Source organism: Sediminicola luteus (assembly GCF_040566555.1).
Lineage (GTDB): Bacteria > Bacteroidota > Bacteroidia > Flavobacteriales > Flavobacteriaceae > Sediminicola.
In genome coordinates this window covers 1-25,168 of the sequence record NZ_JBEWYP010000005.1, presented here as the reverse complement: position 1 = coordinate 25,168, position 25,168 = coordinate 1, and the positions used below count along the sequence as shown (strand labels likewise).

Sequence of the window (25,168 nt, the reverse complement as noted above, 5' to 3'; positions counted from 1 at the left end):
GCAAAAATTTTGTGTAGACGAAAAAAATGTAAATTTGTGAAAATTTTATTAATACGATAATTCAAATATGGATACTACGGTAACAACGGGTACAGAAGAAAACGTTTGGGGAGGCGGTAACCAACCTTTAGGAGCAAGTTATGGTAAAATGATGATGTGGTTCTTCATTGTATCTGATGCTTTGACCTTTTCCGGCTTTTTGGCGGCTTACGGATTTTCCAGATTCAAGTTTATAGAAACATGGCCTATTGCCGATGAGGTATTTACCCACGTTCCTTTCTTTCATGGGAATTTCCCAATGTACTATGTGGCGTTTATGACCTTTATCCTGATCATGTCATCCGTAACGATGGTATTGGCTGTGGATGCTGGACATAAAATGAAAAAGAACAGCGTTATCTGGTACATGTTCCTGACAATTATCGGAGGTGCAATCTTCGTTGGTTCCCAAGCATGGGAATGGGCTACCTTTATCAAAGGTGACTATGGCGCTATTGAGACCAAAGGAGGACGTATCCTACAATTTGTAAAGGCAGATAGTGGTGAACGTGCTGCCTTACGTGATTTTACAACCCAATTACCAGAAGAGCGAGTAGCTCATGAAAGAAAAAGCGGACTTTGGTTTGTTGGTGAAGGGACGTTGCCTACCTACTCCGTAAATGAAGTGGTTGAAGGTTTCAAGGCCAACTCTAATATTGTCATTCGTACAGAAATGATAAATGAAGAAGGTGAGAAAACAGTTCTTAGTAGGGATGAATCCTTAAAATCTTTAAATAATGCCAAATACGTGGTGGAAGGAGCAAATTTGATCCATAATGAATATGGGAGTCGTTTGTTTGCAGATTTCTTTTTCTTTATCACAGGTTTTCACGGATTCCACGTTTTCTCTGGGGTAATGATCAACCTTATTATCTTTTTCAATGTTATCTTAGGTACTTACGAGCGCAGGGGACACTATGAAATGGTAGAAAAAGTTGGACTTTACTGGCACTTTGTGGATTTGGTTTGGGTATTCGTATTCACATTCTTTTATCTGGTTTAATCATAATAAAAAATACAACCTTCAAAACAATTTAAACTTTTGAAGGTCCATATAAAACATACAAAATGGCACACACGCATAAATTAGAAATATTTAGAGGTCTTTTGAAATTTAAGTCGAACACCCAAAAAATATGGGGAGTATTGGTTTTTTTAACCTTGGTTACAGCTGTAGAGGTTGCCTTAGGTATAGCCAAGCCCGAAATGTTGACCAAATCTTATGTTTTGGGGATGAAATCGCTTAACTGGATATTCATCATTTTGACCTTGGTCAAGGCATACTATATCGCTTGGGATTTTATGCACTTGCGGGATGAGAAAAGCTCTTTGAGAAGAACCATAGTATGGACTCCAATTTTTCTGGTTGCCTATCTTATGTTTATTTTGTTGTTCGAAGCAGATTATATCTTTCAAGTATACAAGGATGGTTTCATCAAATGGAATTTCTAACGTATTATTAACAGTATTAAAAGACGGTATTTATACCGTCTTTTTTATTTTTGTACCCTACCATACCACATGAAAAAAGTATTCGTTTTAGTCGTTTTATTTATACTTCCCATAGTTGCCTATCTCTTTTTTGCATCAGGTATAAATAATTTTGGAAAACTTCCAATACTTACAGAAAAAGTCTCCGATATTTCCGTGATAGATCCGGCATATACGTTGCAGGATAAAATTACCATACTTGGATTTTTGGGGGAGAATGTAGAGCTTAAAAAAGGGAACGCTTTTAACTTGAACCAAAAGATATATAAACCTTTCTACGAGTTCAACGATTTTCAATTCGTCATGGTCATGCCCAAGGGTACAGAGGCTAAGGTGGAGGAATTAAAAAAAGATTTAGGAAGTCTAGGGGATATTTCCAAATGGAAGTTCATATATGGGGAGCCAGATGAAATAAAGACCATGTTCGCTAGCTTAAAAACCGATCTTACACTAGAGGAAAATCTGAGTACTCCCTTTGTTTTTATTGTGGATAAGGATATAAGCCTTAGGGGAAGAAAGGACGATGAAGGCAATGGCACCAAATACGGTTTTAATACATCCTCAGTGGCAGATCTGAACAATAAGATGGAAGATGATGTAAAGATCATCTTTGCGGAATACCGCATGGCCTTAAAGAAGAACAACGCCGAAAGAAGCAACTAATGAAGAATAAATACACGTATGTTTGGGTTTCATTGATTGTACTGATTTTTGGAATCATATTTATTCCTAGAATTGTGGACCGTATTCAGAGCGGAACAGTTGTGGAGAACGATCGAATGAACGTAAAGGATAACAGCGGAGCTTTGTCTTACATAGAATTTAACGGTGAAAAAAGAAGGGTTCCAACATTCTCATTGGTCAACCAAGACAGCCTGGTCATTACAGAAAAGGATTATAGGGGTAAAGTTTATGTAGTAGAATTTTTCTTCACTACCTGTCCGAGTATCTGTCCCATAATGAACAAGAATTTGGTGGAGATTCAAGAAGAATTTAAAGATTTTCAAAATTTTGGAGTGGCTTCGTTTACCATTAATCCAGAGTACGACACCCCTACGGTTTTAAAGAAGTATGCCGAATCCTATGGGATAACTAATATAGATTGGCATTTGTTGACCGGTAGTCATGAAGAAATCTATGACTTGGCCAATAATGGCTTTAATATTTTTGCGGCCCAAACACCCAATGCCCCTGGAGGCTTTGAACATTCGGGACTATTTGCCTTGATTGATAAAAAAGGATTCATCAGGTCTCGGGTGGATGACTTTGGGAACCCAATTATTTACTACAGGGGGACCATCTCGGAATCTGAGGGTGAGAACGAACAGGGCGAAAAAGAACAGATTGCTATTTTAAAAGAGGATATTAAAAAATTATTGGAAGAATAGGATGGATACCGTTGCTTTAAAAGAGAAGAAATTTAATAAACTGATTACCTTGGTTTCTATAGTGATCCCAGTAGTGGTTGCTATTTTGTTTGGTGTAAAATTGCCGAATGTGGAGCCACTTTCCTTTTTGCCTCCAATTTATGCGGCTACGAACGGACTTACCGCTCTATTGTTGATAGTGGCAGTCTGGGCCATAAAAAATGGGAAGAGAACGTTGCACCAGAACCTAATGACTACATGTATTGCCTTGTCTTTGGCGTTCTTGGTCATGTACGTGGCCTATCATATGACCTCGGATTCCACAACCTTCGGTGGGGAAGGTTGGATCAAATGGGTCTATTATTTTATATTGATCACACACATCATTTTGTCCATTGCTATTATTCCATTGGTATTGAGAACCTATGCTAGAGCCTATTTGAAGAAGTTTGAAGCACATAGGAAATTGGCAAAGATTACCTTTCCAATATGGCTGTATGTAGCTGTGACGGGGGTGGTAGTATATTTGATGATATCCCCTTACTATATTCAATAATTTAAAGTACGCATTTTGAAAAATAAAAGCATCCTTGTTGTTCTAACTCTTTTAGCGGTTTTCCTGCCACAATTAATGGAGGCCCAATGTGCCATGTGTCGGGCGGTCTTGGAGAGCGAGGCTGATACTTCTGCTGCAGAAGGGATCAATAACGGGATAGTTTACCTTATGGCGGTTCCCTATATTCTGGTAGCAGGTTTATTTTATTTTATTTATAGAAAGATGAGAACTTAGGAAGGTTCGCACCTCCTTGGGATGCTGGCATATTCTATGAATACCTTCTACTATCCCTCATCGTTGCCGGCTACATGTGAACTACTTCCATTTCGACTCCTTCACCTTTTACAACTCTTATTTATTAATTGCCTTTCTCCTAGTTATACCTGATTATGCCTATCCCTGGACATGCTAATTAGTGTAACTGAGGTGTTGAAAGTTGCCCTGTTCCATAATCGCTAATATTGTGCGGGTGATTGGTCATTTGGCGGCAGTTTCTTTTAATTTGAAAACCTCAAAAAAATAAAGAAGTAGTCCATTTGAAAATATTTTAGACCAAAAGTTGTAACAAAAAGGAATCTACCTAGTCTTATCAGCGTATTTAAACGCAAATAGCCAATTCAATTTTGTTATGATAGAAATTAAAGATCTTCATAAATCCTATAAGATGGGAAGCAATTCCCTCCATGTTCTAAAAGGTATTAATTTTTCTGTTGAAGAAGGAGAGTTGGTAGCCATCATGGGTTCTTCAGGATCTGGTAAATCAACCTTATTGAATATTCTGGGCATGTTGGACGAATTGGATGAAGGGTCCTATACTTTAGATGGTGTACCCATCATCAATCTAAACGAAACCAAGGCGGCTAATTATCGAAACAAATTTCTGGGCTTTGTATTTCAATCCTTCAACCTAATCAATTATAAAACTGCTCTTGAAAATGTGGCCCTGCCTCTATACTATCAAAAGGTAGGGAGGAAAGAACGACAAGAAAAGGCTTTGAAGTATTTGGAACAGGTAGGTCTAAAGGAATGGGCCGGACACTTGCCCAATGAGCTTTCCGGTGGACAAAAACAGCGTGTGGCCATTGCACGGGCCATGGCGGCAGAACCAAAAGTATTGCTGGCAGATGAGCCAACGGGAGCATTGGACAGTAAAACTTCTTATGAAGTAATGGATCTTATCCAAAAAATTAACGATAAGGGAAACACCATCTTAATTGTTACGCACGAACCTGATATAGCCAATATGTGCAAGCGAATTGTTCATTTGAAGGATGGGATAATTCTGGAAGATAAAAAGGTTGAACAGGTAAGAGCGTCGCAATATGTTTAGTAGGGACAATTGGAAAGAAATCTTCCAGACGATTCAAAAGAATAAACTGAGGACTTTTTTGTCCGGGTTTACCGTTGCATTGGGTATTTTCATCTTCGTGGTACTCTTTGGTTTCGGAAACGGACTGATCAATACCTTTGATGAATTTTTTGGGGACGATGCCACCAACGTATTTTTTGTATTCCCAGGAAGGACCACAAAACCATACAAGGGCTATAAGGCAAATAGGCAAATAGAATTTGAAAACAGCGATTTAGCCGATATAGAAAAGAATTTTCCCATGTTTTTGGAGTATACCACCCCAAGGATTTCTAGAAGTAGCTTGGTAAAATATAAAAATGAATCCAACAACTATTCCAATAGAGCTGTAGGTCCTGCCCATCAGTATGCTGAAAAGACCATAATGATGAAAGGTAGGTACATCAACGAAGCTGATGTTACCAATAGAACTAAATACGCGGTTATCGGAAGATTGGTAGAAAGGGATCTATTTGGCTCGGATAATTCCATTGGCAACTATATTGACATAGGCGGAAGCGCATTTATGGTCATTGGAGTTTTTCAGGACGAGGGTGGGGACAATGAGGAAAGGACCATATATATCCCATACACTACAAGACAGCTTATTGAGAAGAATACAGATAAGATAGATCAAATTATCGTTGGGTTTAGACCAGAAATTGGATATGTCGGGGCGATGGCCTTTGACAGGAGTCTGACCAGGTTCATCAAGGATAAGAAAAATATTAGCCCAGATGATGAGAGCGGAATCTTTATCAGAAATATTGCCGATCAGCTAAAACAAAATCAGCAATTCGCAAGGGTTTTACAGATAATTGTTGCCTTCGTGGCCTTTGGGACCATTATTGCCGGAATTATAGGTATCAGTAATATTATGGTGTTTGTGGTGAAGGAGCGAACCAAGGAACTGGGAATAAGAAAAGCTTTGGGTGCCACACCTAAATCTGTTATCAGCACTATACTATTGGAATCAGTTTTTATAACCACTATATCTGGTTTTATAGGAATGATCTTGGGGATTGCCCTATTGGGGTCTCTTGGAGATACGCTGAAGGATTATTTTATTACCAATCCATTTATCAATTTAACCATGGCCATATCAGCCACTATAGTATTGATTTTATTTGGTGCGCTTGCAGGATATTTACCTGCAAAAAGAGCGGCCGATATTAAACCTATTGTAGCCTTAAGAGACGAATAACATGCGATTTATATTTGACAGAAATACATGGCAGGAAATATACGGTTCTATAAGTAAGAACAAGACCCGTACCATCATTACGGTGATTGGTGTTTTGTGGGGTATTTTTATTTATATCGTATTGTCCGGTGCGGCAAAGGGGTTGGACAATGGTTTTGAAAAACAATTTGAAAATGTGGCCATGAACAGTATGTTCGCTTGGGCACAAAATACCAGTATGCCCTATAAAGGATTTAAAACCGGAAGGCAGTTACAACTAAAATTAAAGGATGTAACCGTACTGGAAAATAGGATTGCTGAGATTCAATATATAGCCCCAAGAAACGTAAAGGGTATTTTTGGCAGCGGTCCAGCCCAGATTATTAGAGGTACTAAGTCTGGAAATTATGCGGTTTATGGGGATTATCCTGTATTGACAAAAATAGCCACTAAGAAGATATATGATGGAGGCAGATTTATCAATGATGAGGATATAGACCAGGCACGAAAGGTCTGTGTCATTGGAGAACGAACCCAAAAAGAGATATTTGAAAAAGGGGAGGATCCTATAGGAGGATTTATTCGGATAGATAATGTGTTCTTTCAAGTAGTAGGGGTGCATAAATTTACACCTGGGGGCGGTTTTGAAAGTGATTCGGATATCTACATTCCTTTCAGCACATTTAGAAAATTGTACAATACGGGTGAAGATGTTTCATGGTTGACCATTGCAGCCTATGACGATGCAGATGTTATTCAGGTGGAAAAAGATGTAAAGACACTCCTTAAATCCATTCACAATGTAAATCCCAAAGATGAGAGGGCTTTTGGTTCCTTTAATCTGGGGGAGATTTTTAATAGAATTGTGGGATTTGCTGAAGGCCTGACATTTTTGTCCCTAGTAGTGGGGATAGCTACTATACTGGCCGGGGTCATAGGAATTGGTAATATTCTATTGATCTCCGTTAAGGAAAGAACCAAAGAATTAGGAGTTAGGCGGGCTTTAGGTGCAACACCAAGAGAGGTACGCGCCCTTATTATCATGGAGTCGGTTCTTTTGACCATGATTGCGGGAGTTATAGGCATCATATTGGGTGCAGGAGTGCTGAGTCTTATCAACAGGTTTACACAGGATTCAGATTTTCCCTATGCCAACCCAACAGTGCCAATCCCTTATGTTCTGGGAGCCTTGGCAATTATGGTCGTCTTAGGAACATTGATCGGGTTGATACCCGCCCAACGTGCCGTAAGCATAAAACCAATTGACGCATTAAGAGAAGAATAAACTAAACTATATCATTAAATAAAGACGATCAAAATGAACAAAATTCTAAAATACGTATTGATAGGTGTCGTAGTGTTGGGAGCATTATGGGCTGCAGCATTTTTCGTAAAAACGAATAGCAAATCTGCCATTACATACGAAACAAAAAATCCTTTTACCGCCAATATAGAAAAGAAAACTGTGGCGACGGGGAAGGTAGTGCCAGAGGATGAGGTGCAGATTAAACCTCAGGTTTCAGGTATTATAGATAAGATATATCTAAAGGAAGGTGCTAAAGTGAAGGCAGGGGATTTGATCGCAAAAATTAAGGTGGTGCCCAATGAGCAATCTTTAAACCAAGCCAAGGGGCGGGTAAGGAATGCCGAAATTGCATTGAATAACACCAAAATTGAATTCGACAGAAATAAAATACTATTTGATAAAGGAGTTGTTTCCAGTCAGGATTTTAATTCACAACAACTTCGGTATGACCAAGCTAAATTGGAATTGCAAAATGCACAATCCGATTATCAGATCATTCGTGTAGGCTCTGCAGGAGGCTCTGCAACCGCTAATACAAATATTAGGGCTCTTGTATCGGGAACTATATTGGAGATCCCTGTAAAGGAAGGGGATCAAGTGATCCAAAGTAACAATTTCAATGATGGAACCACCATTGCCACCATTGCGGATTTAAGTATTATGATCTTTGAAGGAAAGGTAGATGAAGGGGAAGTTGGAAAGTTACAATTGGGGATGCCTTTAAAGATTAGTTTGGGCGCCATCAATGATAAGGAATTTGATGCCAAACTTAGGTTTATTGCACCAAAAGGTGTGGAAGAATCAGGAGCAGTTCAATTTAAGATTGAAGGGGATGTGACGGTTGAGGAAGAGTTTTTAATTCGTGCCGGTTATAGTGCCAATGCCTCCCTTGTTTTGGAGAAAAAAGACAGTGTTATGGTGATTCCGGAGGCTTTGTTGCAATTTGACAAAACAACGGATGAGCCTTATGTGGAAGTCTTAATTGGCGACCAGAAATTTGAGCGTAGGGAGGTTAAAATCGGAATTTCGGACGGAGTCAATGTTGAAATTTTAGAAGGACTTACCAAGGATGACAAAGTGAAGATTTGGAACAAGACAGAGCCTATTAAGAAGGGAACTGAGGAAGACGAAGAAAAAAACTAAACTAGTTCAATCATCAAAAACAGTTACCAATGAAAATTAAGTTTATAATAGTTTTGGTTCTTTTTTCAATAGGATCGGTTACGGCACAAATGAAGAAATGGACATTACAAGAGTGTGTCGATTACGCCTACGAGAATAACTTGAGTATTGAGCAGTTTGAACTGGATTTGGAAAGTATAAAGCTTGATAAATCGGATGCCATTGGAGGTTTTCTTCCAAGTTTAAGTGCCTCTTCCACCTTATCGGGAAATACTGGATTATCCTTTGACCCAACCAACAATCAGCCCGTAACTACAACCATTGTTACGGCGTCTGGTGGATTGTCATCTTCCGCAGTTCTTTTTGACGGCCTAAGAAACATCCATAGATTGAACCGTGCCAAGCTTGCGGCACTGGCCAGTCAGTATAGATTGGAAGATTTAAAGGACGATATTGGATTGGCTGTAGCCAATGGATACTTGCAAATATTATTGAACAAGGAATCCCTTATTGTTTTTAGGGCACAGTATGCCGTTACGGAACAGGATTTAAAACGTACCAAAGAATTGGTAGACTCGGGCGTAGTGCCAAAAGGCGATTTATTGGAGGTAGAAGCCACTGCTGCTACTCAGGAGCAACAAATTGTAAATGCGGAGAACCTTGTGTTTATTTCCCGTATCAATCTGGCCCAATTGCTTCAAATCACGGATTACGATAATTTTGATATAGTAGACCAAGAATTTATGGTGCCCCCATCTAATATATTGGACAATTCGCCCAAGACTATTTTTGATAAGGCTCTTACATTCAGAAACGATATTAAATTATCAGAATCTAATGTAGATGTTGCGGAGAAAGATTTGGACATTGCCAAGGGTGCACTTTATCCCACGTTAAGAGGATTTTTTAATTACAATACCAGATACTCGGATCAGCCGACATTTGATCCCAATACCAATACGTTTATGACCACAAGTTTTGGGGATCAATTATGGATGAACGATGGTATCTCCTATGGTGCCCAGTTAAGCATTCCCATATTCAATGGCTTTAGTGTAAAAAATAATATCAAGAGGTCAGAAATTAATGTTGACAGATCAAGGATTCAGTTAGAGCAGGATAAATTGGCTTTGGAAGCCAACGTGAACCAAGCATATGCCGATGTCAAAAATTCTTACAAGTCCTATGAAGCGGCTCAAAAGAGCTTAGAGGCGAGAAGAACTGCTTATGAGTATACAAGGGAGCGTTTTGAAGTAGGATTGATGAATGCCTTCGATTTTAGCCAGTCACAAGCTAGGGTAGATAATGCCGAGGCTGATTTGATACGTACAAAATATGACTATATTTTTAGATTGAAGGTATTAGAGTTTTATTTTGGTATTCCTATAACCGTAAACTAAAGTATATTTGTAGCCATTATGGCTTTGATATTAAATTTAGAAACCGCTACAACAAATTGTTCGGTATGTTTGGCAAAAGATGGGAAGGTAATTTCCATCAAAGAATATGACAGTGCCAATTATTCGCATGCGGAACAATTACATAATTTTATAATGGAAGTCTTGAAAGAGGCTTCCTTTTCATTGCAAGATATAGATGCCGTAGCTGTAAGCAAAGGTCCTGGGTCTTATACCGGACTGCGTATTGGTGTTTCGGCAGCTAAAGGGCTTTGTTTTTCTTTGGACGTCCCGCTTATTTCCATCCCAACTCTAGAGAGTATGGCCCATCAGCTTGTTGTGCCAGAGGGTCACCTGATCATTCCCGTTCTAGACGCCCGAAGAATGGAGGTTTATTCCGCTGTTTATAGCCGGGATTTGAAGGAGATAAGGGCTACAGAAGCTGAAATCATCAATGAGGACTCATTTAAGGAATATACAGACACCCACACCGTTCATATCATGGGCAGTGGAGCGGAGAAGTGCAAGGGAGTCTTAAATCACCCCAATATTGTATTGGATACAACAGTTGTTCCTTCTGCTCGGGAGATGGCGCAATTGTCCCAAAAAAAATTCGAAGCAAACGACTTTGAAAATGTCGCCTACTTCGAACCGTATTATTTAAAGGATTTTGTTTTGCAGAAGAAAAAGGCCTAGGCCTGGTGTATAACCCTTTGTGGGAATGGAATTTCAATCCCTGCTGCATCAAATCTATATTTGGTTTCTTCCATTACATGAAAGTGCGCCTCCCAGAAATCTGGATTGTTCGCCCAAAAACGGAGTGAAAGGTTTACGGAACTGTCCGCCAAAGCATCTACATAAACCACTGGGGCTGGATCCTTAAGGATCTTTTCATTTTCTGCACAGATTTTAAGCAATATTTCTTTGGCTTCTTTAATATTGGAACCATATCCTATCCCCATGGTGATCTTGTCCCGCCTAGTGTCCTGAGCATTGTAATTGATAATGTTGTTATTGGATAATTGTCCATTGGGAATAATGGCAGTCTGATTTCCAAAGGTGCTCAGTTTTGTGGTGAAAATAGAAATTTCCGTAACCGTACCATCCACACCTTGGGCAGAAATGAAATCTCCTACTTTAAAAGGTTTAAAGATCAGTATCAGTACCCCGCCGGCGAAATTCGCCAAAGAGCCTTGAAGTGCCAAACCAACAGCAAGTCCGGCCGCACCCACAATGGCTACCAAAGAAGATGATTGTACCCCCAATTGTGTGATCACCAATACAAACAATAGGAATTTTAAGGCTATGCTGATAAAGCTTTGTAGGAAGTGCTCCAGGGCCAAATCAAACTCTTGTCTTTCAAAGAACTTGCGGACCAATTTGTTAATCATTTTAACTACCCAGAGTCCTATAAAAAGGATCAGCACTGCAGCTATTATATTAGGTAAGAATTCAATGGCCCATTGGGTCAAATCGCCTACGTATTTTTCAACTTTCTCTATTTCTATCATATACTTTTCTAAAATTTTAACAAAAAAACAAAAAATAGGACCGCCTATCAAGTTTATGGGCTTAAAGTACTGTTAATCCTCGCTAATAGTGCTCACCTGTAACAAAGTTTCTTCAATGGTATTGACTGGTAATTTACAACTCCCATCTTGGCAGATATAAATTGGTGTGGCTTGTTCCACAAATCTATTTTGTAATAATAGGAGGTCGTTTGTTGGTTTATTGCTTCCTGCCACGAGAGTCTGAGGCAAATAATGGGCATTTAATTCTTTTGCTTTTACCCCCGATTCATTGCCTACAATAGCGATTTCATAAAAGTTCTGTTGGTAATAGAGGACCAAATGAAGCCAATTGGCATAGCCCTGGGCATTTTTGGTAAAATTCTCTTGGACGTTTAAGAGCATTTGCTGTGCAAGATCATCATAGCCTTCCTTGGGAAAGAGTTTCCCGATTTTAAACAAACAATGCGCCATAATACTATTAGATGCCGGGATGACGTTGTCAGCAACTTCTAAGGTTCTTCTAATTACAAAGGCATCACTTTTTGCGGTGAAAAAGAAGAGCGCACTTCCTTCATCATAAAAATTAGTGATACAAAAGTCCAAAAGTTCTTTTGCTTTTAAGAGCCAATTCTCATCAAATGTAACCTCATAAAGTGCAAAAAGTGCATCTATTACCGATGCGTAATCTTCGAGGAATCCGTTGATGGAACTTGTTCCATTTTTATGGTTGTGAAATAGCCCGCCTTCCTCAGTGGTTAAATGATTCAGAATGAAATTGGCATTCTTAACTGCCAAATCCAAATAAGCATCGTTTTGAAGATACCTATACGCATCTACCAATCCTTTTAGCATCAGGCCGTTCCATGAGGTCAGGATCTTGTCATCCAATCTGGGTCGGTTTCTTTTATCCCTTTCATTTTTTAAAATAACCTTACATGCTTCAATGGTTGCATTTAATTCCTCAATGGTCAATGAATGCCTGGCCGCAATTTCCAGGTCAGGTACATCCTTAATTAGGACATAGTTGCCATGCTCCCAATGCCCATAGTCGTTTATGTTGTAATAATCCTTAAAGATTTTAAAGTCGTCCCCTAACAAATTCTCTAATTCACTAACCGTCCAAACATAGTAAGCACCTTCCTCCAACTTGTTTTCAGTGTTTAAACTATCGGCATCCAAGGATGAGTAGAATCCATGGTTCGGGGCCATAAGTTCTTCAGTCACGAAGCTTATCGTTTCCTCTACCGTCTTTTTATAGAGGTTGTTTTTTGTAGCTGCAAATGCTTTGGCATATAAACTTACCATTTGCCCGTTGTCATATAACATTTTTTCAAAATGAGGCACATGCCATTTGGTATCCACGGCATATCTGGAAAATCCACCTCCTACATGATCAAAAATTCCACCATTTGCCATGCGTGTCAGAGTTACGTTCACGTAGTCCTTAATGGCCTGGTCATTTCTTATTGTGGCATAATGCAAAAGAAAATCTATGTTACACGGCATCATAAATTTAGGGGCACGTTTATGTCCCCCTAAAAAAGTATCAAAATAGGAGGACCATTGTACTATGGCCTCATCCAATTGTGCCATTGAAAAAACGGGAGCCCCTTCTTTTTTTTCAACCAGGTTGATGGTGCGGATTCCTTCGGCCAAATTCTCGGCATATTCTATGACCTTTTTTTGCTCGTTTTTATACAAGTCAGCAAGTTGCTGCAGCACGGTCATCCAGTCTTGTTTTTTCACATAGGTGGCACCCCAAAAGGGTTTTCCATCTGGAAGGGTGACAACATTTAACGGCCATCCACCACTTCCGGTCATCATTTGCAGGGCATCCATATAAATATGGTCTATATCCGGGCGTTCTTCCCTGTCTATCTTAATGCAAATAAAATGCTCATTCATTACCCCGGCCACAGTTTCATCCTCGAAACATTCGTGTTCCATGACATGGCACCAATGGCATGCGGCATATCCTATACTTACCAATACCAATTTGTTTTCCTTTTTTGCCCGTGCCATGAGTTCTTGGCTCCAGGCTTCCCAATGTACCGGATTGTGGGCATGCTGCAATAAATAGGGGCTGCTCTCGTGAATTAGGTTATTGGTGTGTTTATGGGTCATGCTCTATGTTTCTATAAAATGAGAAAAAAAGGAATTATAATTAAGTTCTATTGTATGAAGGTACAAAAGAGGGCTTTAATGGACATAAAAAAAGCGCCCTTAAGAGGCGCTTTAATTCAATTATTATTGGAAATTTATCCAACTTCAAATGTAATTTTGACGTTAACGCGATAATTATCCATTTTCCCGTCTTTTACTGTAGCACTCTGTTCATTGATATAAACAGAACGGATGTTTTTCACAGATTTTGAGGCTTCACTTACGGCATTCTTTGCTGCATCTTCCCAACTTTTATTGGAATTAGCCAATATTTCGATCACTTTTAAAACTGACATAGTATATAATTTTAGAGTTCTCTTAAAAATAGAAAATTTCCCTTAAAATCACTATGAATTATTCATATAGTGCAACAAATTAACCGTTTAGGGCAACAACTTGGTTGATCTTATCTCCCATCATGTTTTTTAACATGTTCTCTATACCATTCTTTAAAGTAAAGGTAGAGGAAGGGCAGCCGCTACATGCTCCCTGAAGAACAACGTTTACAGTTTTGGTTTTCTCATCATACGATTTGAAAAGGATATTACCACCATCACTGGCTACTGCGGGCTTTACATATTCTTCTAAAATGTCAATTATTTTTTTTGAAGTGTCGTCCAAGCTATCTAAATGTACTTGACTCGACGGCGCTTCTGCCTTTTGCTTGGCAACACTATTGGCAGAGACCACTTCTTTGCCATCGGCAATGAAATTTCTTATATATTCCCTTATTTCCAGGGTGATATCATTCCAATCGGCAACTTCATATTTGGTGACGGATACATAGTTTTCGTCAAAGAAGACTTCTTTGACAAAAGGAAATTTAAATAGTTCTGTTGCCAAAGCTGAATCCCTGGCTTCGTCAATATTTTTAAATTCAAAAGCAGTAGGAACCAACAATTTATTGGCCACAAAGCGCATGGCTGCCGGATTTGGTGTGTTTTCTGCGTAAACCGTGGCGGGTACCTTCTTTTCGTCCTGCTCTTCATGAACAATAGGTGCACCACTGTTAAGATATTCCACAATTTGTTGCGCCACTTCATCCCTGACATCGGACCATTGTACAATATCATATCGTTCCAAAGCAATAAAATTACCGGAGATATAAACAGTTTTTACAAATGGCAGGTAGAAAAGTTGTTGTGCCAATGGTGAATTCTTGGCCTGATCAATATCCTTGAACTCGTAATTGTTGTTCTTGGTTATGAAATGATTAGTCTCAAATTTTAGTATATGTGGATTGGTAGTTTCGTATATGGTGATTGTGTATTCTTTCATGGCAAAAATATTTTATGCAAAAGTACGAAGGAATTCCTATTTAACCCACTTTATACTAATGTAGTATTTCATCCGTTATATTTTATATTTGAACGGTTTTAAATATTTTACCCCATATTCTAGATGAAAAAACTTCTTTTGGCTTTAATGGCTTCATTTGCGCTTAGTACGCCAGCCGTGGCACAGGAAGGTATTCCAGTTTACTTTGATTACCTAGCGGATAATTATTATTTGGTATACCCATCTATGGCGGGTATTAGTGATGGTGGTAAAATAAGGCTAACGGCCAGAAAACAATGGTTCAATGTAGAGGAAGCTCCCAGTCTTCAGACTTTTAATGCCAATTTTAGGGTTGGTGAAAATAGTGGTTTGGGCGGAATTCTTTTTAACGATTCCAATGGCTACCATTCCCAAACAGGTTTTAAAGGAACTTATGCCCATCACCTGAAATTAGGTGGGGATGAGCGTTTTCTAAATCAATTATCCTTTGGAGCAAGTGTAGGTGTAATTCTTAGCAGCCTTGATGAAACTGAATTTAGGTCCATTGTTCCTGATCCGGTGATTACCGGAGTTAAAAATACGGCGGCCTATTTTAATGTGGATTTTGGTTTTTCATATAATTTTTTGGAATTCTATGCGCATACGGCAGTATTGAATGCCTTGGGAAGTGGACGCGATCTGTACACTGCAAACGAGTTTGATAACCTTAGGAGATATTTGTTTTCTGTAGGTTATGTCTTTGGAAAAGGTGAAATACAATTGGAGCCGTCCATGTTATTTCAGATGACAGATTTCACGAAAGAAAAAACAATTGATATCAACGCCAAGGTATATAAAAGCGTTCCTTTTGGTACGATTTGGGGCGGACTCTCCTATAGAAGAAGTTTTGATGGGGCACAATTTCAGACCAACGGTAGCTTTGGAGAACAACGCTTACAATTGGTGACCCCAATAGTGGGCGCCAATATAGGTCAGTTTTTGGTATCCTATAACTATTCCTATCAGATGGGTGATATTAGGTTTGACAATGGTGGTTTCCACCAGATTACCTTGGGGTACGACTTTGGTCAAACTGAAAAAAGGTACGATTGTAAATGTCCTGCCGTCAATTAAAAAAAAACAAGCTTATCGCATAAACACAATAAGCTTGAATTCTATTTTATTCCCAGGTATAATTTTTCTTCAAGGCCTGTTTTTGGATCGCTGATAATAATGCATTTTCCAATTCCCCTTTAGAGCTGTCCTTTTGGTTTTTTGCCAAATAGGCTTCACGCTTACTATTCAGTTCCTGTATCTCTTTTTGGATTTTCTCCCTTTCTTCTTTTTTGGAATTGATAAATTGGGTGATCTCCTTATCAGATTTATTTTTTAATTCCTGTGGCAATTGCTCTTTCTCAACTTTGGAAACGTCAAAGTCTCTTTTTTTAGAGGCATCCACTAAATCCCATTCAGAATTGCTGTATAATCTGGAACTCTTGCTTACTGCCCTCTTTACCATTACCGCCTCCTCCATGGCTTCCGCATTTTGGTCTTGTGTGCTTTGCATCGCCATTTTTGTGGCACCCATGGCACCATAGGAAATGTAGGTCCTATTGAGTCGGACATTCAATTGTAAGATCACATCATCGTAAGGAGTAACTATATGTACTACTTTTCTATTATGGTCTATGGCCATATATTCCCCTCCAGTCAATATGGCGCCATGCTTCCATTTTGTGGAGATCCCCAGCTCATAATTTCCACAGAAGATGGTGTTGACAACAATGTCCTTTTCTTTGGCATTGGCAGCAGCGTCCCAATAATTTAATTTGCCCTGAGAAAATGGTTCATTCCCGGCGATAAAGATCAGTTTTAGGTCGTCCTCATTTTTACCCCAGTCCAATTGTTTCAAAGAAGTCTGTATGACCTGTCCGCAATATTCCTCCCCGCCATCGGTTGTCAAAGAGAAGAGTTTTTCAGAGATCTCATCCAGATCACTGCTGAAACCTATTACCTGTCTTATGTATCCTTCACGAGAAGAAAGGTTGTCATTGCCATACTCATAAATCGCTATTTGTAATTGGGGCCTAGTGTCATTACCGCATTTAACATACCCAAATTTGTTGACTACATCCCATAATTGCGCTTTGGCCTGATTGATTAGACCATCCATACTATTACTGGTGTCCAATAAGAGCGCAATCTTTACAGTAGGCTTGGATTTGAATGCCGATTGTTTTGCTTCTACCTTATAGCCAAAGGGAGCATCACTGTTGTTTCCTTCATTGGTAGCTCCAAAAGCTTCTCCCATACTTAAGATAAGGAAACCTATACTTAGAAATAGTATTAAATTTTTCATACTTCTTGGTTTTAATTAATAATGAATTACCCTTAAATCTAAATCCATCTTTTTATAAATAAAACCGATAATGAGTGAAGCTGCTATTCCAATGAGTGAACTTAAACTTTGATTGTGTGAAGGGGCAAAATTTGGATTGAACATCGAATACATCGTGATTTTCACATTTTTTAATATCATTTAAATCAGTTAAGTTTAACGCATTCAATAGTCCTCATGCCCAGAACAAAATATTTTTTAGTCCTTCTTCTTTTTAGTTTTACCGCGGTCACATCCCAGGTAAAGCAAAGGGAGGGTGCTTTTGAATTAAAGGGGTCTGTAGTAGGTAAGGAAAATAATGCTCCTTTAAGTGGGGTGGGCGTTTCCAATCAAAGAGGGAGCTATACCACTACCAATGGACTTGGCGAATTCAGAATAAATGTGGTTGTTGGGGATCGCTTGCAGATTGAAAGTCCGGATTTCCAGACCGTTTATTATACTATTAAAAATCAAGAGGACGTAAAGGTCTTGGTGGAAGGTTATGAAGTGAATAAAAAGGGGAGTCTTGAGGATAGGGATGATTTGGGATCTAAGATTTCCCATCAGATGTTATTGGATTCTGCACTCCGCTACAAGAAATCGAATATTGAAAAGAGTTTGGATTTTATAACAAAATCCATTTTGCAATTGGGAAATAGGGGTGATAAGGGTCAAATGGCAGCATCCTTGAGTACCCTGGGAGAAATATACCATTACCATAAGCAATATGATTTGGCGATCGCCAACTATCTGGATGCACTGCGGAACAAGAAATCAGTGAAAACAGAAATCTTATTGGGGAAGGCCTATCTCATGAATAAGGAGTACAAAAAGGCCGAAGTCATTTTTAACTCCCTAAGCAAAGACGCAACGACCATCCCTTATCAAAAAGTGGAGATATATGAAAGTTTAGGGGATGCCAATATGGGTCTTGGGAAAAACAAAGAGGCCTTGGCGAATTATAATTTGGGATTGGAGTTGGCCAAAAGGAACTTGATTACACCCAAGATGACCGATCTTAATTCCAAGATTGGGAATGCCTATGCCCGAGATAATAAAATGGAACGGGCTGCAGAGTTTTACGATAGTTCTTTGGAACTGGCCAGTAAACAAGCGCCCCAGCGTGCCGTACAGGAAAAAGAGAAAGTAGCCGATTTTTATAATCAAAAAAGTCAATATTCGGCAGAAATTGAATTGAGGAAAAAAAGCTTGGACGAATTGAACAAGATTCCCAAGTCCAAGCCGACAAAAAATAGGGGTACTACCACTTCAGATACAATAACCACCCAACGCATCAATTATAAGATTGCCAATGCTTACATAGCTCAGGACAAGTTAACAGAGGCCATTCCCTACTTGGAACAAAGTATCAAAGAAGCCGATGCCGAGGATGATTTGGTAGTGCAAAAGGATGCGACGCGGAAATTATCCGAGGTCTACAAGTATAAAGGAGAATATTCCAAAGCCTTGGAAACCTACCAGCAATATGTTTCCGTGGTGGATACGCTCTACGTAAGAAAGGAACAGGAAATTTCAAGAGCGGCACGTTTTAATCGGGAAATAGCGGCCAAGCAGAGCAGAATATCGGGATTGGAGCAGGAGAGGGAGCTATCGCAAAGTAAATATGACCTTGCCCTAACCGAGCAAGAGCTGATTGCAGAAAATAATAAAAGGCAGACTTGGGTCATTTATTCCTTGGTTTTTGGATTGTTATTAATGGGATTGGTGGTGTTTTTCTTTTATAGGAGCAATAAGCAACAAAAACTGGCCAATAATTTATTGGCTTTAAAATCTTTGCGTTCACAAATGAACCCTCATTTTATTTTTAATGCCCTTAATTCTGTCAATAATTATATCGCCAAAAATGATGAACGAGCCGCGAATAGGTTTTTGAGTGATTTTTCAATGTTGATGAGGTCAGTTCTTGAGAATTCAGAGGAAGATTTTATTCCCTTGTCGAAAGAACTCGACTTATTGGAGCTCTATGTAAAATTGGAGCATAGTAGGTTTCCAGATAAATTTGAGTACCATTTATATGTAGATGAAAAAATAGAGATTGATAAATTTCAAATCCCGCCCATGTTGCTTCAGCCCTATATAGAAAATGCCATTTGGCATGGTCTTCGTTATAAGGAGGAGAAGGGATTTTTAAAAATTGAACTACATCAAAAAGAGGAAAATGAGATATTGATCACTATTTCAGATGATGGTATTGGTCGTAAAAAATCTGGGGAGTTAAAAACCTCCAATCAAAAGAAACAGCAATCCAAAGGAATGGGGAATATTAAAAAACGAATCGCCATTTTAAACGATATGTATAAGGATAGGATAACCGTTTCCATAGCTGACCTTTTTGAGGATGAAACTGGTACCAAGGTAGAATTGACATTAAAAAGAGAATAATGGGATTAACAGCATTGATCATAGAAGATGAGGCCAATAGCAGGGAGATCCTGAGGAATTACCTAGCCAAATACTGTAAGAATGTAAGCGTCCTGGGGGAAGCAGCCACCATAAAGGAGGGGTTGGTTTTGTTGAATAAAAATAACCCCGATATGGTGTTCCTGGATGTAGAAATGCCTTATGGAAATGCCTTTGATTTATTGGATCAATTGCCAGATCGGACTTTTGAGACTATTTTTGTAACAGCATATAACCAGTATGCCATGGATGCCCTAAACCATCATGCGGCCTACTATTTGATGAAGCCCATTGATATAGATGAGTTGGTGAAGTCGGTAGCCTATGTAGCTGAGGTGAAAGAGCGGGAAAATGCTTTGGAAGATAAAATCCTTACCCCGGTAATAAATAGGGTTGATGGAAAAATAACCCTTCCCCAACAAGATGGTTTTCAGGTACTCAATGTGTCAGATATATTGTATTGCAAGGCAGATGATAATTACACGGAAATCTATTTGGAAAACCAAAGATTGGTGGTAAGCAAGACCTTAAAATATTTTGAAGAAGCGCTATCGGATTTTGCTTTTGCCCGAATTCATAAGTCCTATCTGGTCAATGTAAACGAGGTAGTCAAATATAAAAAAGGAAAAGGAGGGAGTGTCGTGATATCCAATGGAAAGGAATTATTGGTATCGGCCTCAAGAAAACAGCAGCTTTTATCGTATTTTGAGTAAAGAGTTAAACGTAATTGAACACAAATAAATAGACAATGGTCATTAAAACCGTAAATGGAAAAACACCTGTAATTGGAGAAGATTGTTATATCGCAGATAACGCCACCATCGTTGGGGACGTGACTATGGGCAGTCAATGTAGCATATGGTTCAATGCTGTTTTAAGGGGTGATGTAAACTTCATTAAAATGGGCAACAAGGTCAATGTCCAGGATGGGGCCGTTATTCACTGTACTTATTTAAAAGCTGCCACTACCATTGGGAACAATGTTTCCATTGGGCATAACGCCTTGGTTCATGGGTGTACCATTCATGATAATGTGCTTATTGGTATGGGCAGTATCATTATGGATGATTGTGTGGTTGAAAGCAACAGTATTATTGCTGCAGGAGCAGTCCTTACCAAAGGGACCCATGTGCCTGCTGGAACCATTTTTGCTGGGATGCCGGCAAAAAAAATCAAGGATATCAGTCCGGAACTTAGCTCGGGAGAGGTCGATAGGATCGCCAATGCCTATGTGAAATACTCTAGTTGGTTCAAGGAAGAATAAGCCTTTATAAATTTTACGATGTCAGGACGAGGGCAGTAGAGGACTAATTGCGTGAAAGTGCCAGCTTCAGGATAGTTCATGTCGAGGGCAGTCGAGATATATTATTTTTTTTAGCCATTTAGAGGATCATATCGAGTCCAGCCGTGTTATAATAAGACATGCTCATAGATGGAAAATTACATTTGATTAGGATAACCATGGCGCAAATACGCCTCATTAATTCAAAAATCTTATTTTTGTTTCAACTTAAACTTAAATAGAATGAACGCATATATATTTCCCGGTCAAGGAGCGCAATTTGTTGGAATGGGGTTAGATCTTTATGAAAAATATCCATTGGCGCAGGAGCTCTTTGAAAAGGCCAATGCTATTTTGGGATTTTCCATTACTGATATTATGTTCCAGGGTACGCCTGAGGATCTTAAAGAAACCAAAGTAACCCAGCCGGCAATATTTTTACACTCGGTTATTTTAAGCAAGGTAATGGGTGAAAGCTTTAAACCGGATATGGTAGCTGGACACTCCTTGGGAGAATTCTCTGCCTTGGTGGCCAATGGAGTCTTGACCTTTGAAGACGGATTAAAATTGGTTTCACAAAGAGCTTTAGCCATGCAAAAAGCCTGTGAGTTGCAGCCAAGTACCATGGCGGCCGTTTTAGGTTTGGATGATGCTGTTGTAGAGGAGGTTTGTTCTAAGATACAGGGAATTGTTGTACCGGCAAATTATAACTGTCCGGGACAATTGGTGATCTCCGGAGAGGTAGAAGCCATTAATGAAGCCTGTGAAAAACTAAAGGAAGCTGGAGCTCGGAGAGCGTTGGTATTACCGGTAGGTGGGGCCTTTCATTCTCCTTTGATGGAGCCTGCAAGGGAAGAATTGGCAGCTGCGATTGAAAACACAAAATTCAGTACACCTACATGTCCTATTTATCAAAATGTTCCTACCACGGCAGTAAACAATGCCGACGAAATTAAAAAGAACTTGATTTCTCAATTGACCGCGCCAGTAAAATGGACCCAAAGTGTACAGCATATGGTGCAAGATGGGGCCACTTTGTTTACAGAGGTTGGTCCAGGGAAAGTATTACAAGGTTTGGTCAAAAAAATACACCCGGAAGCAGAAACAAAATCCGCTGAACTGTCCTAATTTACCTACATAATACCATATAATGGATTGAGCTAATTCTTTAATGCATACAGGTTAGCCCAATCCATTTTTTTTGACTTTTTTTGGGTGATTTATATTTAATCAATTTTAATTGCATTAAATGAAGATAATTTACTCATTCTTCCGTAATACGTATCCTGTCGCAGGTAGATCTATAGTAAGATCACTGCTGATTTGCGCCGTGTTTTTACTTTACTCCAATACTTATGGGCAGGCGGGGATAACGATTACTCCAACTTCACTGACAACAATAGAAGGAGGCGATGATGTTGAGTTTACGGTGGTGCTAAATTCCCGTCCCGACGATAATGTCAAGTTGTTTATTGTTTCTGAAGATTTGACGGAAGGAACAGTGTCCAAAAAATCATTGACCTTTAAAAGATCAAATTGGAGCAAAAAGCAGACGGTTAAAGTTGAACCGGTAGATGATGCTATTCCTGATGGCCCAATTACCTATAATATCATCATTGGTATTGATGATACTGATGACGAGGATTATGACGAATTAGAGGATCGTAAGATTCAAGTCACCAATCAGGACAATGAAACTGTGGTGGAATCTAATATTTCCATTGATGATGTGGTGGTGAACGAGAATGGAGGCCCTGCAATTTTTACAGTCACCTTAACGGGTAATTCCATCGGAAGTTTTACATTCGATTTCACTACATCAAACGGCACTGCAATGGCAGGTCAGGATTATACGACCACCAGCGGCACATTGAGTTTTACAGGTGAGAGTGGTCAGCGCAGGACCATATCAGTTCCTATTCTCAACGATATGGTGGTGGAGCAAAAAGAGGAAACTTTCAAGGTGACCTTGAGCAATGTGAGCAGTGTTTTGGTGGGTATTACTGATGATACGGGTATCGGTACCATTGTGGACGATGAGGTGTGTTCCATACAAAACACGACCCCGGAACTGGATCCTACCGTCGCCACAGTATTTTGTGGTAATATAAATCAAGATCTGAACGAGTATGTTAGTGCCATTCCATCAGGGATTTCCCTTGTCTGGAGTAGGGTATCGGATCCCTATAATGTTGCCGGGAGGATTACAAATACAGTTGTTACTACTGCTGCAACCTATTTCGGATTTTTCTATGATGCTACCAATGATTGTTATGGCCCAGGGGCCAGTTTGGAACTGGAGCTTAATGAGGCCCCTGAGATCTCTGGTACGAATCCTGAACCGATCTGTGGGGCAGGCACGGTTGATTTGGTAGCGACCGCAAGTGAGGATGCTACTATCAGGTGGTACGACTCTGATATGAGCACCACAATATTGGCCGAAGGGCCTACCTTTAAGGCCAATGTAAGTGTTACCAGAGTCTTTTATGCACAGGCCTCGGCCAATGACTGTACCTCTGCAAGGGTGCCGGTGACGGTAACGGTGAATCAAGAGCCTAATGCAGGAACAACAAGAAATAGGTCTGTTTGCAGTCAGACTTCTGGAGGGCAGACCACCTTGGATCTGGACAATACCCTTACTGGCGCAGATGCCGGCAAATGGACAGTCACGACAGATCCTTCAAAATCAATTAAAATTGGAGCGGGAAATGTCGTTAATTTTCAAGGAAAAGAAAATGGTAATTATGTATTTACCTATACCACTACAGGGGCGCAGGCCCCATGTGCCAATACCTCGGTGTCAGTTACCATCTCGGTAACGGCTTGTACCGTGGATTCAGATAATGATGGCATTGCTGATGTGAGCGAAAACACCTTGGGCACAGACCCCAATAATCCAGATACGGATGGGGATGGGATAAATGATGGGGTGGAAGTAGGCGATGATCTCAACAATCCCTTGGATGAAGATGGAGACGGGATAATTGATGCTTTGGATTCCAATACCTTGGATTCTGATAACGATGGGGTGGTAGATCAATTGGATCCTGCCAATGAAGATGCCTGTATCCCAAATATTTCAGCAGCATGTATAACGGACCTTGAGCTTGTCAAGGAGGTAAACAATGCCAACCCAATAGTGGGACAGCAAATAACTTTTACCATCACCTTGACCAATCTTGGTCAATTTGCAGTTGCGGATGTGATCATCAATGAACTTATAGACGTGAATTTGGGCTTTCAATATGTGTCACACGTGGCTTCCAACGGATTCTATGATGAAAGAGCCGGTAAATGGGAGTTAATGGCCATTGCGCCAGAAGAGGTAAGTACCCTGACCATAATGGTAACGGTACCAAAGGAGGGATCCTATCAAAATATAGCCTCTCTGGTAAGTTCTTCCCCAACAGATGGGAATGCGGAAAACAATGTGGGTACGGCCACAGTTGTGGTAGGTCCCATCACCAGAGATGAGTCCGGTTTTGTCTTTAATCAGTTTTCACCCAATGGGGATGGGGTCAATGATGTGTTGAAAATCAATGATGTCCAAAACTATCCCAACAATAAGCTGGAAATATTCGACCGAAATGGCAATCAGGTCTTTTCGGTATCCAGATATGATAATACTTGGACAGGCGAGGGTACTAACGGGCAATTGCCAAAAGGCACCTATTTTTACGTAATGAATCTAGGTGATGGCTCGGAAGTAAAAAAGGGGTGGATCCAGATCATGAGATAATTAAGAATAGGATTACAAAATTTAAACCTTCTATGGTATTTGGCCATTTATCTGATATTTGTTTATTTAACCCTGATAGTTAGCCTATAGGCTCCTTTTTTCGTAATATTACAGCCCCTTATTTTTCGATTAATTACAGCTAAACTGTGGTTCGAAATAGGTGGGTTTATAGATTATGAACTATGATTTTGAAAATACTATATAAATTTCTTACCATCGTTGGTTATGAAAAACATTTAAAGACTCTTCTTTTTGTGGGGTCTTTGTTAGTTTTTGGCTTTAGTGGGTATGGGCAGGCTCCGAGTGTTCCGACGAATTTAACGGCAAGTGCGATTACAGCAACAAGTTTCACACTAACTTGGGATGCTTCATCAGATCTTGGAGGAGGACCTATTACCAACTATGAAATCTTCCAGGACGGTATTAGTATAGGAACCACTGGTGGAGCGACAACAACCTTTAATGTGACTGGACTGTCCCCGAACACTACCTATTCATATACGGTGACGGCCACGGACGGAACTAACACCTCTGCTCAGAGTGTGGCCCTTGATGTGACCACTACAGGTGATGTGACACCTCCCAGCGCACCGACGGGACTGGCCGCGA

General features: G+C 39.7%; 24 protein-coding genes. 19 read left to right on the top strand and 5 right to left on the bottom strand.

From position 1 onward, the window contains the following. Positions 1-67 precede the first annotated feature (67 nt). From ABXZ32_RS09895 to tsaB, 12 genes are all read left to right on the top strand, one after another. A complete protein-coding gene (locus tag ABXZ32_RS09895; protein WP_354618521.1) occupies positions 68-1,042 on the top strand; it encodes a cytochrome c oxidase subunit 3 in 975 nt (324 codons plus the stop codon). 65 nt (positions 1,043-1,107) lie between these two features. Then, a complete protein-coding gene (locus ABXZ32_RS09890) occupies positions 1,108-1,491 on the top strand; it encodes a cytochrome C oxidase subunit IV family protein (RefSeq protein ID WP_354618520.1) in 384 nt (127 codons plus the stop codon). Positions 1,492-1,560: 69 nt separating this feature from the next. After that, positions 1,561-2,193: a hypothetical protein gene (locus ABXZ32_RS09885; RefSeq protein ID WP_354618519.1), complete on the top strand. Its 633-nt coding sequence runs from the start codon at positions 1,561-1,563 to the stop codon at positions 2,191-2,193. Continuing rightward, on the top strand, positions 2,193-2,918 hold the full coding sequence (locus ABXZ32_RS09880) for an SCO family protein (protein ID WP_354618518.1): 726 nt from the start codon (positions 2,193-2,195) through the stop codon (positions 2,916-2,918). Before ABXZ32_RS09885 ends, ABXZ32_RS09880 begins: the two co-directional genes overlap by 1 nt. Before the next feature lies 1 nt (position 2,919). Then, a complete protein-coding gene (locus tag ABXZ32_RS09875; RefSeq protein ID WP_354618517.1) occupies positions 2,920-3,453 on the top strand; it encodes a DUF420 domain-containing protein in 534 nt (177 codons plus the stop codon). A gap of 15 nt (positions 3,454-3,468) precedes the next feature. Further along, positions 3,469-3,687 (top strand): hypothetical protein, encoded by a 219-nt coding sequence (locus tag ABXZ32_RS09870; protein ID WP_354618703.1) that lies wholly within the window; start codon positions 3,469-3,471, stop codon positions 3,685-3,687. A gap of 394 nt (positions 3,688-4,081) precedes the next feature. Continuing rightward, positions 4,082-4,783, top strand: coding sequence for an ABC transporter ATP-binding protein (locus ABXZ32_RS09865; RefSeq protein WP_354618516.1), 702 nt, complete (start codon positions 4,082-4,084; stop codon positions 4,781-4,783). Next, positions 4,776-6,005 (top strand): ABC transporter permease, encoded by a 1,230-nt coding sequence (locus tag ABXZ32_RS09860; RefSeq protein WP_354618515.1) that lies wholly within the window; start codon positions 4,776-4,778, stop codon positions 6,003-6,005. Before ABXZ32_RS09865 ends, ABXZ32_RS09860 begins: the two co-directional genes overlap by 8 nt. A gap of 1 nt (position 6,006) precedes the next feature. Continuing rightward, on the top strand, positions 6,007-7,269 hold the full coding sequence (locus ABXZ32_RS09855) for an ABC transporter permease (protein ID WP_354618514.1): 1,263 nt from the start codon (positions 6,007-6,009) through the stop codon (positions 7,267-7,269). 33 nt (positions 7,270-7,302) lie between these two features. Further along, on the top strand, positions 7,303-8,433 hold the full coding sequence (locus tag ABXZ32_RS09850) for an efflux RND transporter periplasmic adaptor subunit (RefSeq protein ID WP_354618513.1): 1,131 nt from the start codon (positions 7,303-7,305) through the stop codon (positions 8,431-8,433). Between the two features lie 29 nt (positions 8,434-8,462). Then, complete coding sequence (locus tag ABXZ32_RS09845; RefSeq protein WP_354618512.1) at positions 8,463-9,812, top strand: TolC family protein; 1,350 nt, start codon at positions 8,463-8,465, stop codon at positions 9,810-9,812. Between the two features lie 18 nt (positions 9,813-9,830). Then, the gene (gene tsaB / locus ABXZ32_RS09840) at positions 9,831-10,505 is read left to right on the top strand and encodes a tRNA (adenosine(37)-N6)-threonylcarbamoyltransferase complex dimerization subunit type 1 TsaB (protein ID WP_354618511.1); all 675 of its coding nucleotides are present in this window, start codon (positions 9,831-9,833) and stop codon (positions 10,503-10,505) included. Here the strand turns inward: tsaB and ABXZ32_RS09835 are convergent. The 4 genes from ABXZ32_RS09835 to ABXZ32_RS09820 form a co-directional block, all read right to left on the bottom strand. Next, the gene (locus tag ABXZ32_RS09835) at positions 10,502-11,320 is read right to left on the bottom strand and encodes a mechanosensitive ion channel family protein (protein ID WP_354618510.1); all 819 of its coding nucleotides are present in this window, start codon (positions 11,318-11,320) and stop codon (positions 10,502-10,504) included. The two genes, tsaB and ABXZ32_RS09835, sit on opposite strands and share 4 nt — an antisense overlap. A gap of 72 nt (positions 11,321-11,392) precedes the next feature. Beyond that, a complete protein-coding gene (locus ABXZ32_RS09830; RefSeq protein WP_354618509.1) occupies positions 11,393-13,444 on the bottom strand; it encodes a thioredoxin domain-containing protein in 2,052 nt (683 codons plus the stop codon). Positions 13,445-13,578: 134 nt separating this feature from the next. Next, positions 13,579-13,779, bottom strand: a complete 201-nt coding sequence (locus ABXZ32_RS09825) for a dodecin family protein (RefSeq protein ID WP_354618508.1) — start codon at positions 13,777-13,779, stop codon at positions 13,579-13,581. A 79-nt stretch (positions 13,780-13,858) separates the two neighbouring features. Further along, on the bottom strand, positions 13,859-14,761 hold the full coding sequence (locus ABXZ32_RS09820; protein WP_354618507.1) for a NifU family protein: 903 nt from the start codon (positions 14,759-14,761) through the stop codon (positions 13,859-13,861). A gap of 123 nt (positions 14,762-14,884) precedes the next feature. Between ABXZ32_RS09820 and ABXZ32_RS09815 the strand changes: the two genes are divergently transcribed. After that, on the top strand, positions 14,885-15,874 hold the full coding sequence (locus ABXZ32_RS09815) for a PorP/SprF family type IX secretion system membrane protein (RefSeq protein ID WP_354618506.1): 990 nt from the start codon (positions 14,885-14,887) through the stop codon (positions 15,872-15,874). 46 nt (positions 15,875-15,920) lie between these two features. Here ABXZ32_RS09815 and ABXZ32_RS09810 read toward each other — a convergent pair whose 3' ends face one another. Next, positions 15,921-17,099: a vWA domain-containing protein gene (locus ABXZ32_RS09810; protein WP_354618505.1), complete on the bottom strand. Its 1,179-nt coding sequence runs from the start codon at positions 17,097-17,099 to the stop codon at positions 15,921-15,923. A gap of 216 nt (positions 17,100-17,315) precedes the next feature. Here ABXZ32_RS09810 and ABXZ32_RS09805 point away from each other — a divergent pair, with 216 nt between their 5' ends. From ABXZ32_RS09805 to ABXZ32_RS09780, 6 genes are all read left to right on the top strand, one after another. After that, positions 17,316-19,520, top strand: a complete 2,205-nt coding sequence (locus ABXZ32_RS09805) for a histidine kinase (RefSeq protein WP_354618504.1) — start codon at positions 17,316-17,318, stop codon at positions 19,518-19,520. Continuing rightward, the gene (locus tag ABXZ32_RS09800; RefSeq protein WP_354618503.1) at positions 19,520-20,251 is read left to right on the top strand and encodes a LytR/AlgR family response regulator transcription factor; all 732 of its coding nucleotides are present in this window, start codon (positions 19,520-19,522) and stop codon (positions 20,249-20,251) included. The genes ABXZ32_RS09805 and ABXZ32_RS09800 overlap by 1 nt, the downstream gene beginning before the upstream one ends. A gap of 35 nt (positions 20,252-20,286) precedes the next feature. Further along, positions 20,287-20,802 carry a gamma carbonic anhydrase family protein gene (locus ABXZ32_RS09795; protein ID WP_354618502.1) on the top strand — a complete coding sequence of 172 codons (516 nt, stop codon included), beginning with the start codon at positions 20,287-20,289 and terminating at the stop codon, positions 20,800-20,802. A 261-nt stretch (positions 20,803-21,063) separates the two neighbouring features. Continuing rightward, positions 21,064-21,948 carry an ACP S-malonyltransferase gene (gene fabD / locus ABXZ32_RS09790; RefSeq protein ID WP_354618501.1) on the top strand — a complete coding sequence of 295 codons (885 nt, stop codon included), beginning with the start codon at positions 21,064-21,066 and terminating at the stop codon, positions 21,946-21,948. A gap of 121 nt (positions 21,949-22,069) precedes the next feature. Next, the gene (locus ABXZ32_RS09785; protein WP_354618500.1) at positions 22,070-24,559 is read left to right on the top strand and encodes a T9SS type B sorting domain-containing protein; all 2,490 of its coding nucleotides are present in this window, start codon (positions 22,070-22,072) and stop codon (positions 24,557-24,559) included. A 182-nt stretch (positions 24,560-24,741) separates the two neighbouring features. Further along, a partial coding sequence (locus ABXZ32_RS09780) for a fibronectin type III domain-containing protein (protein WP_354618499.1) occupies positions 24,742-25,168 on the top strand: 427 nt, incomplete at its 3' end.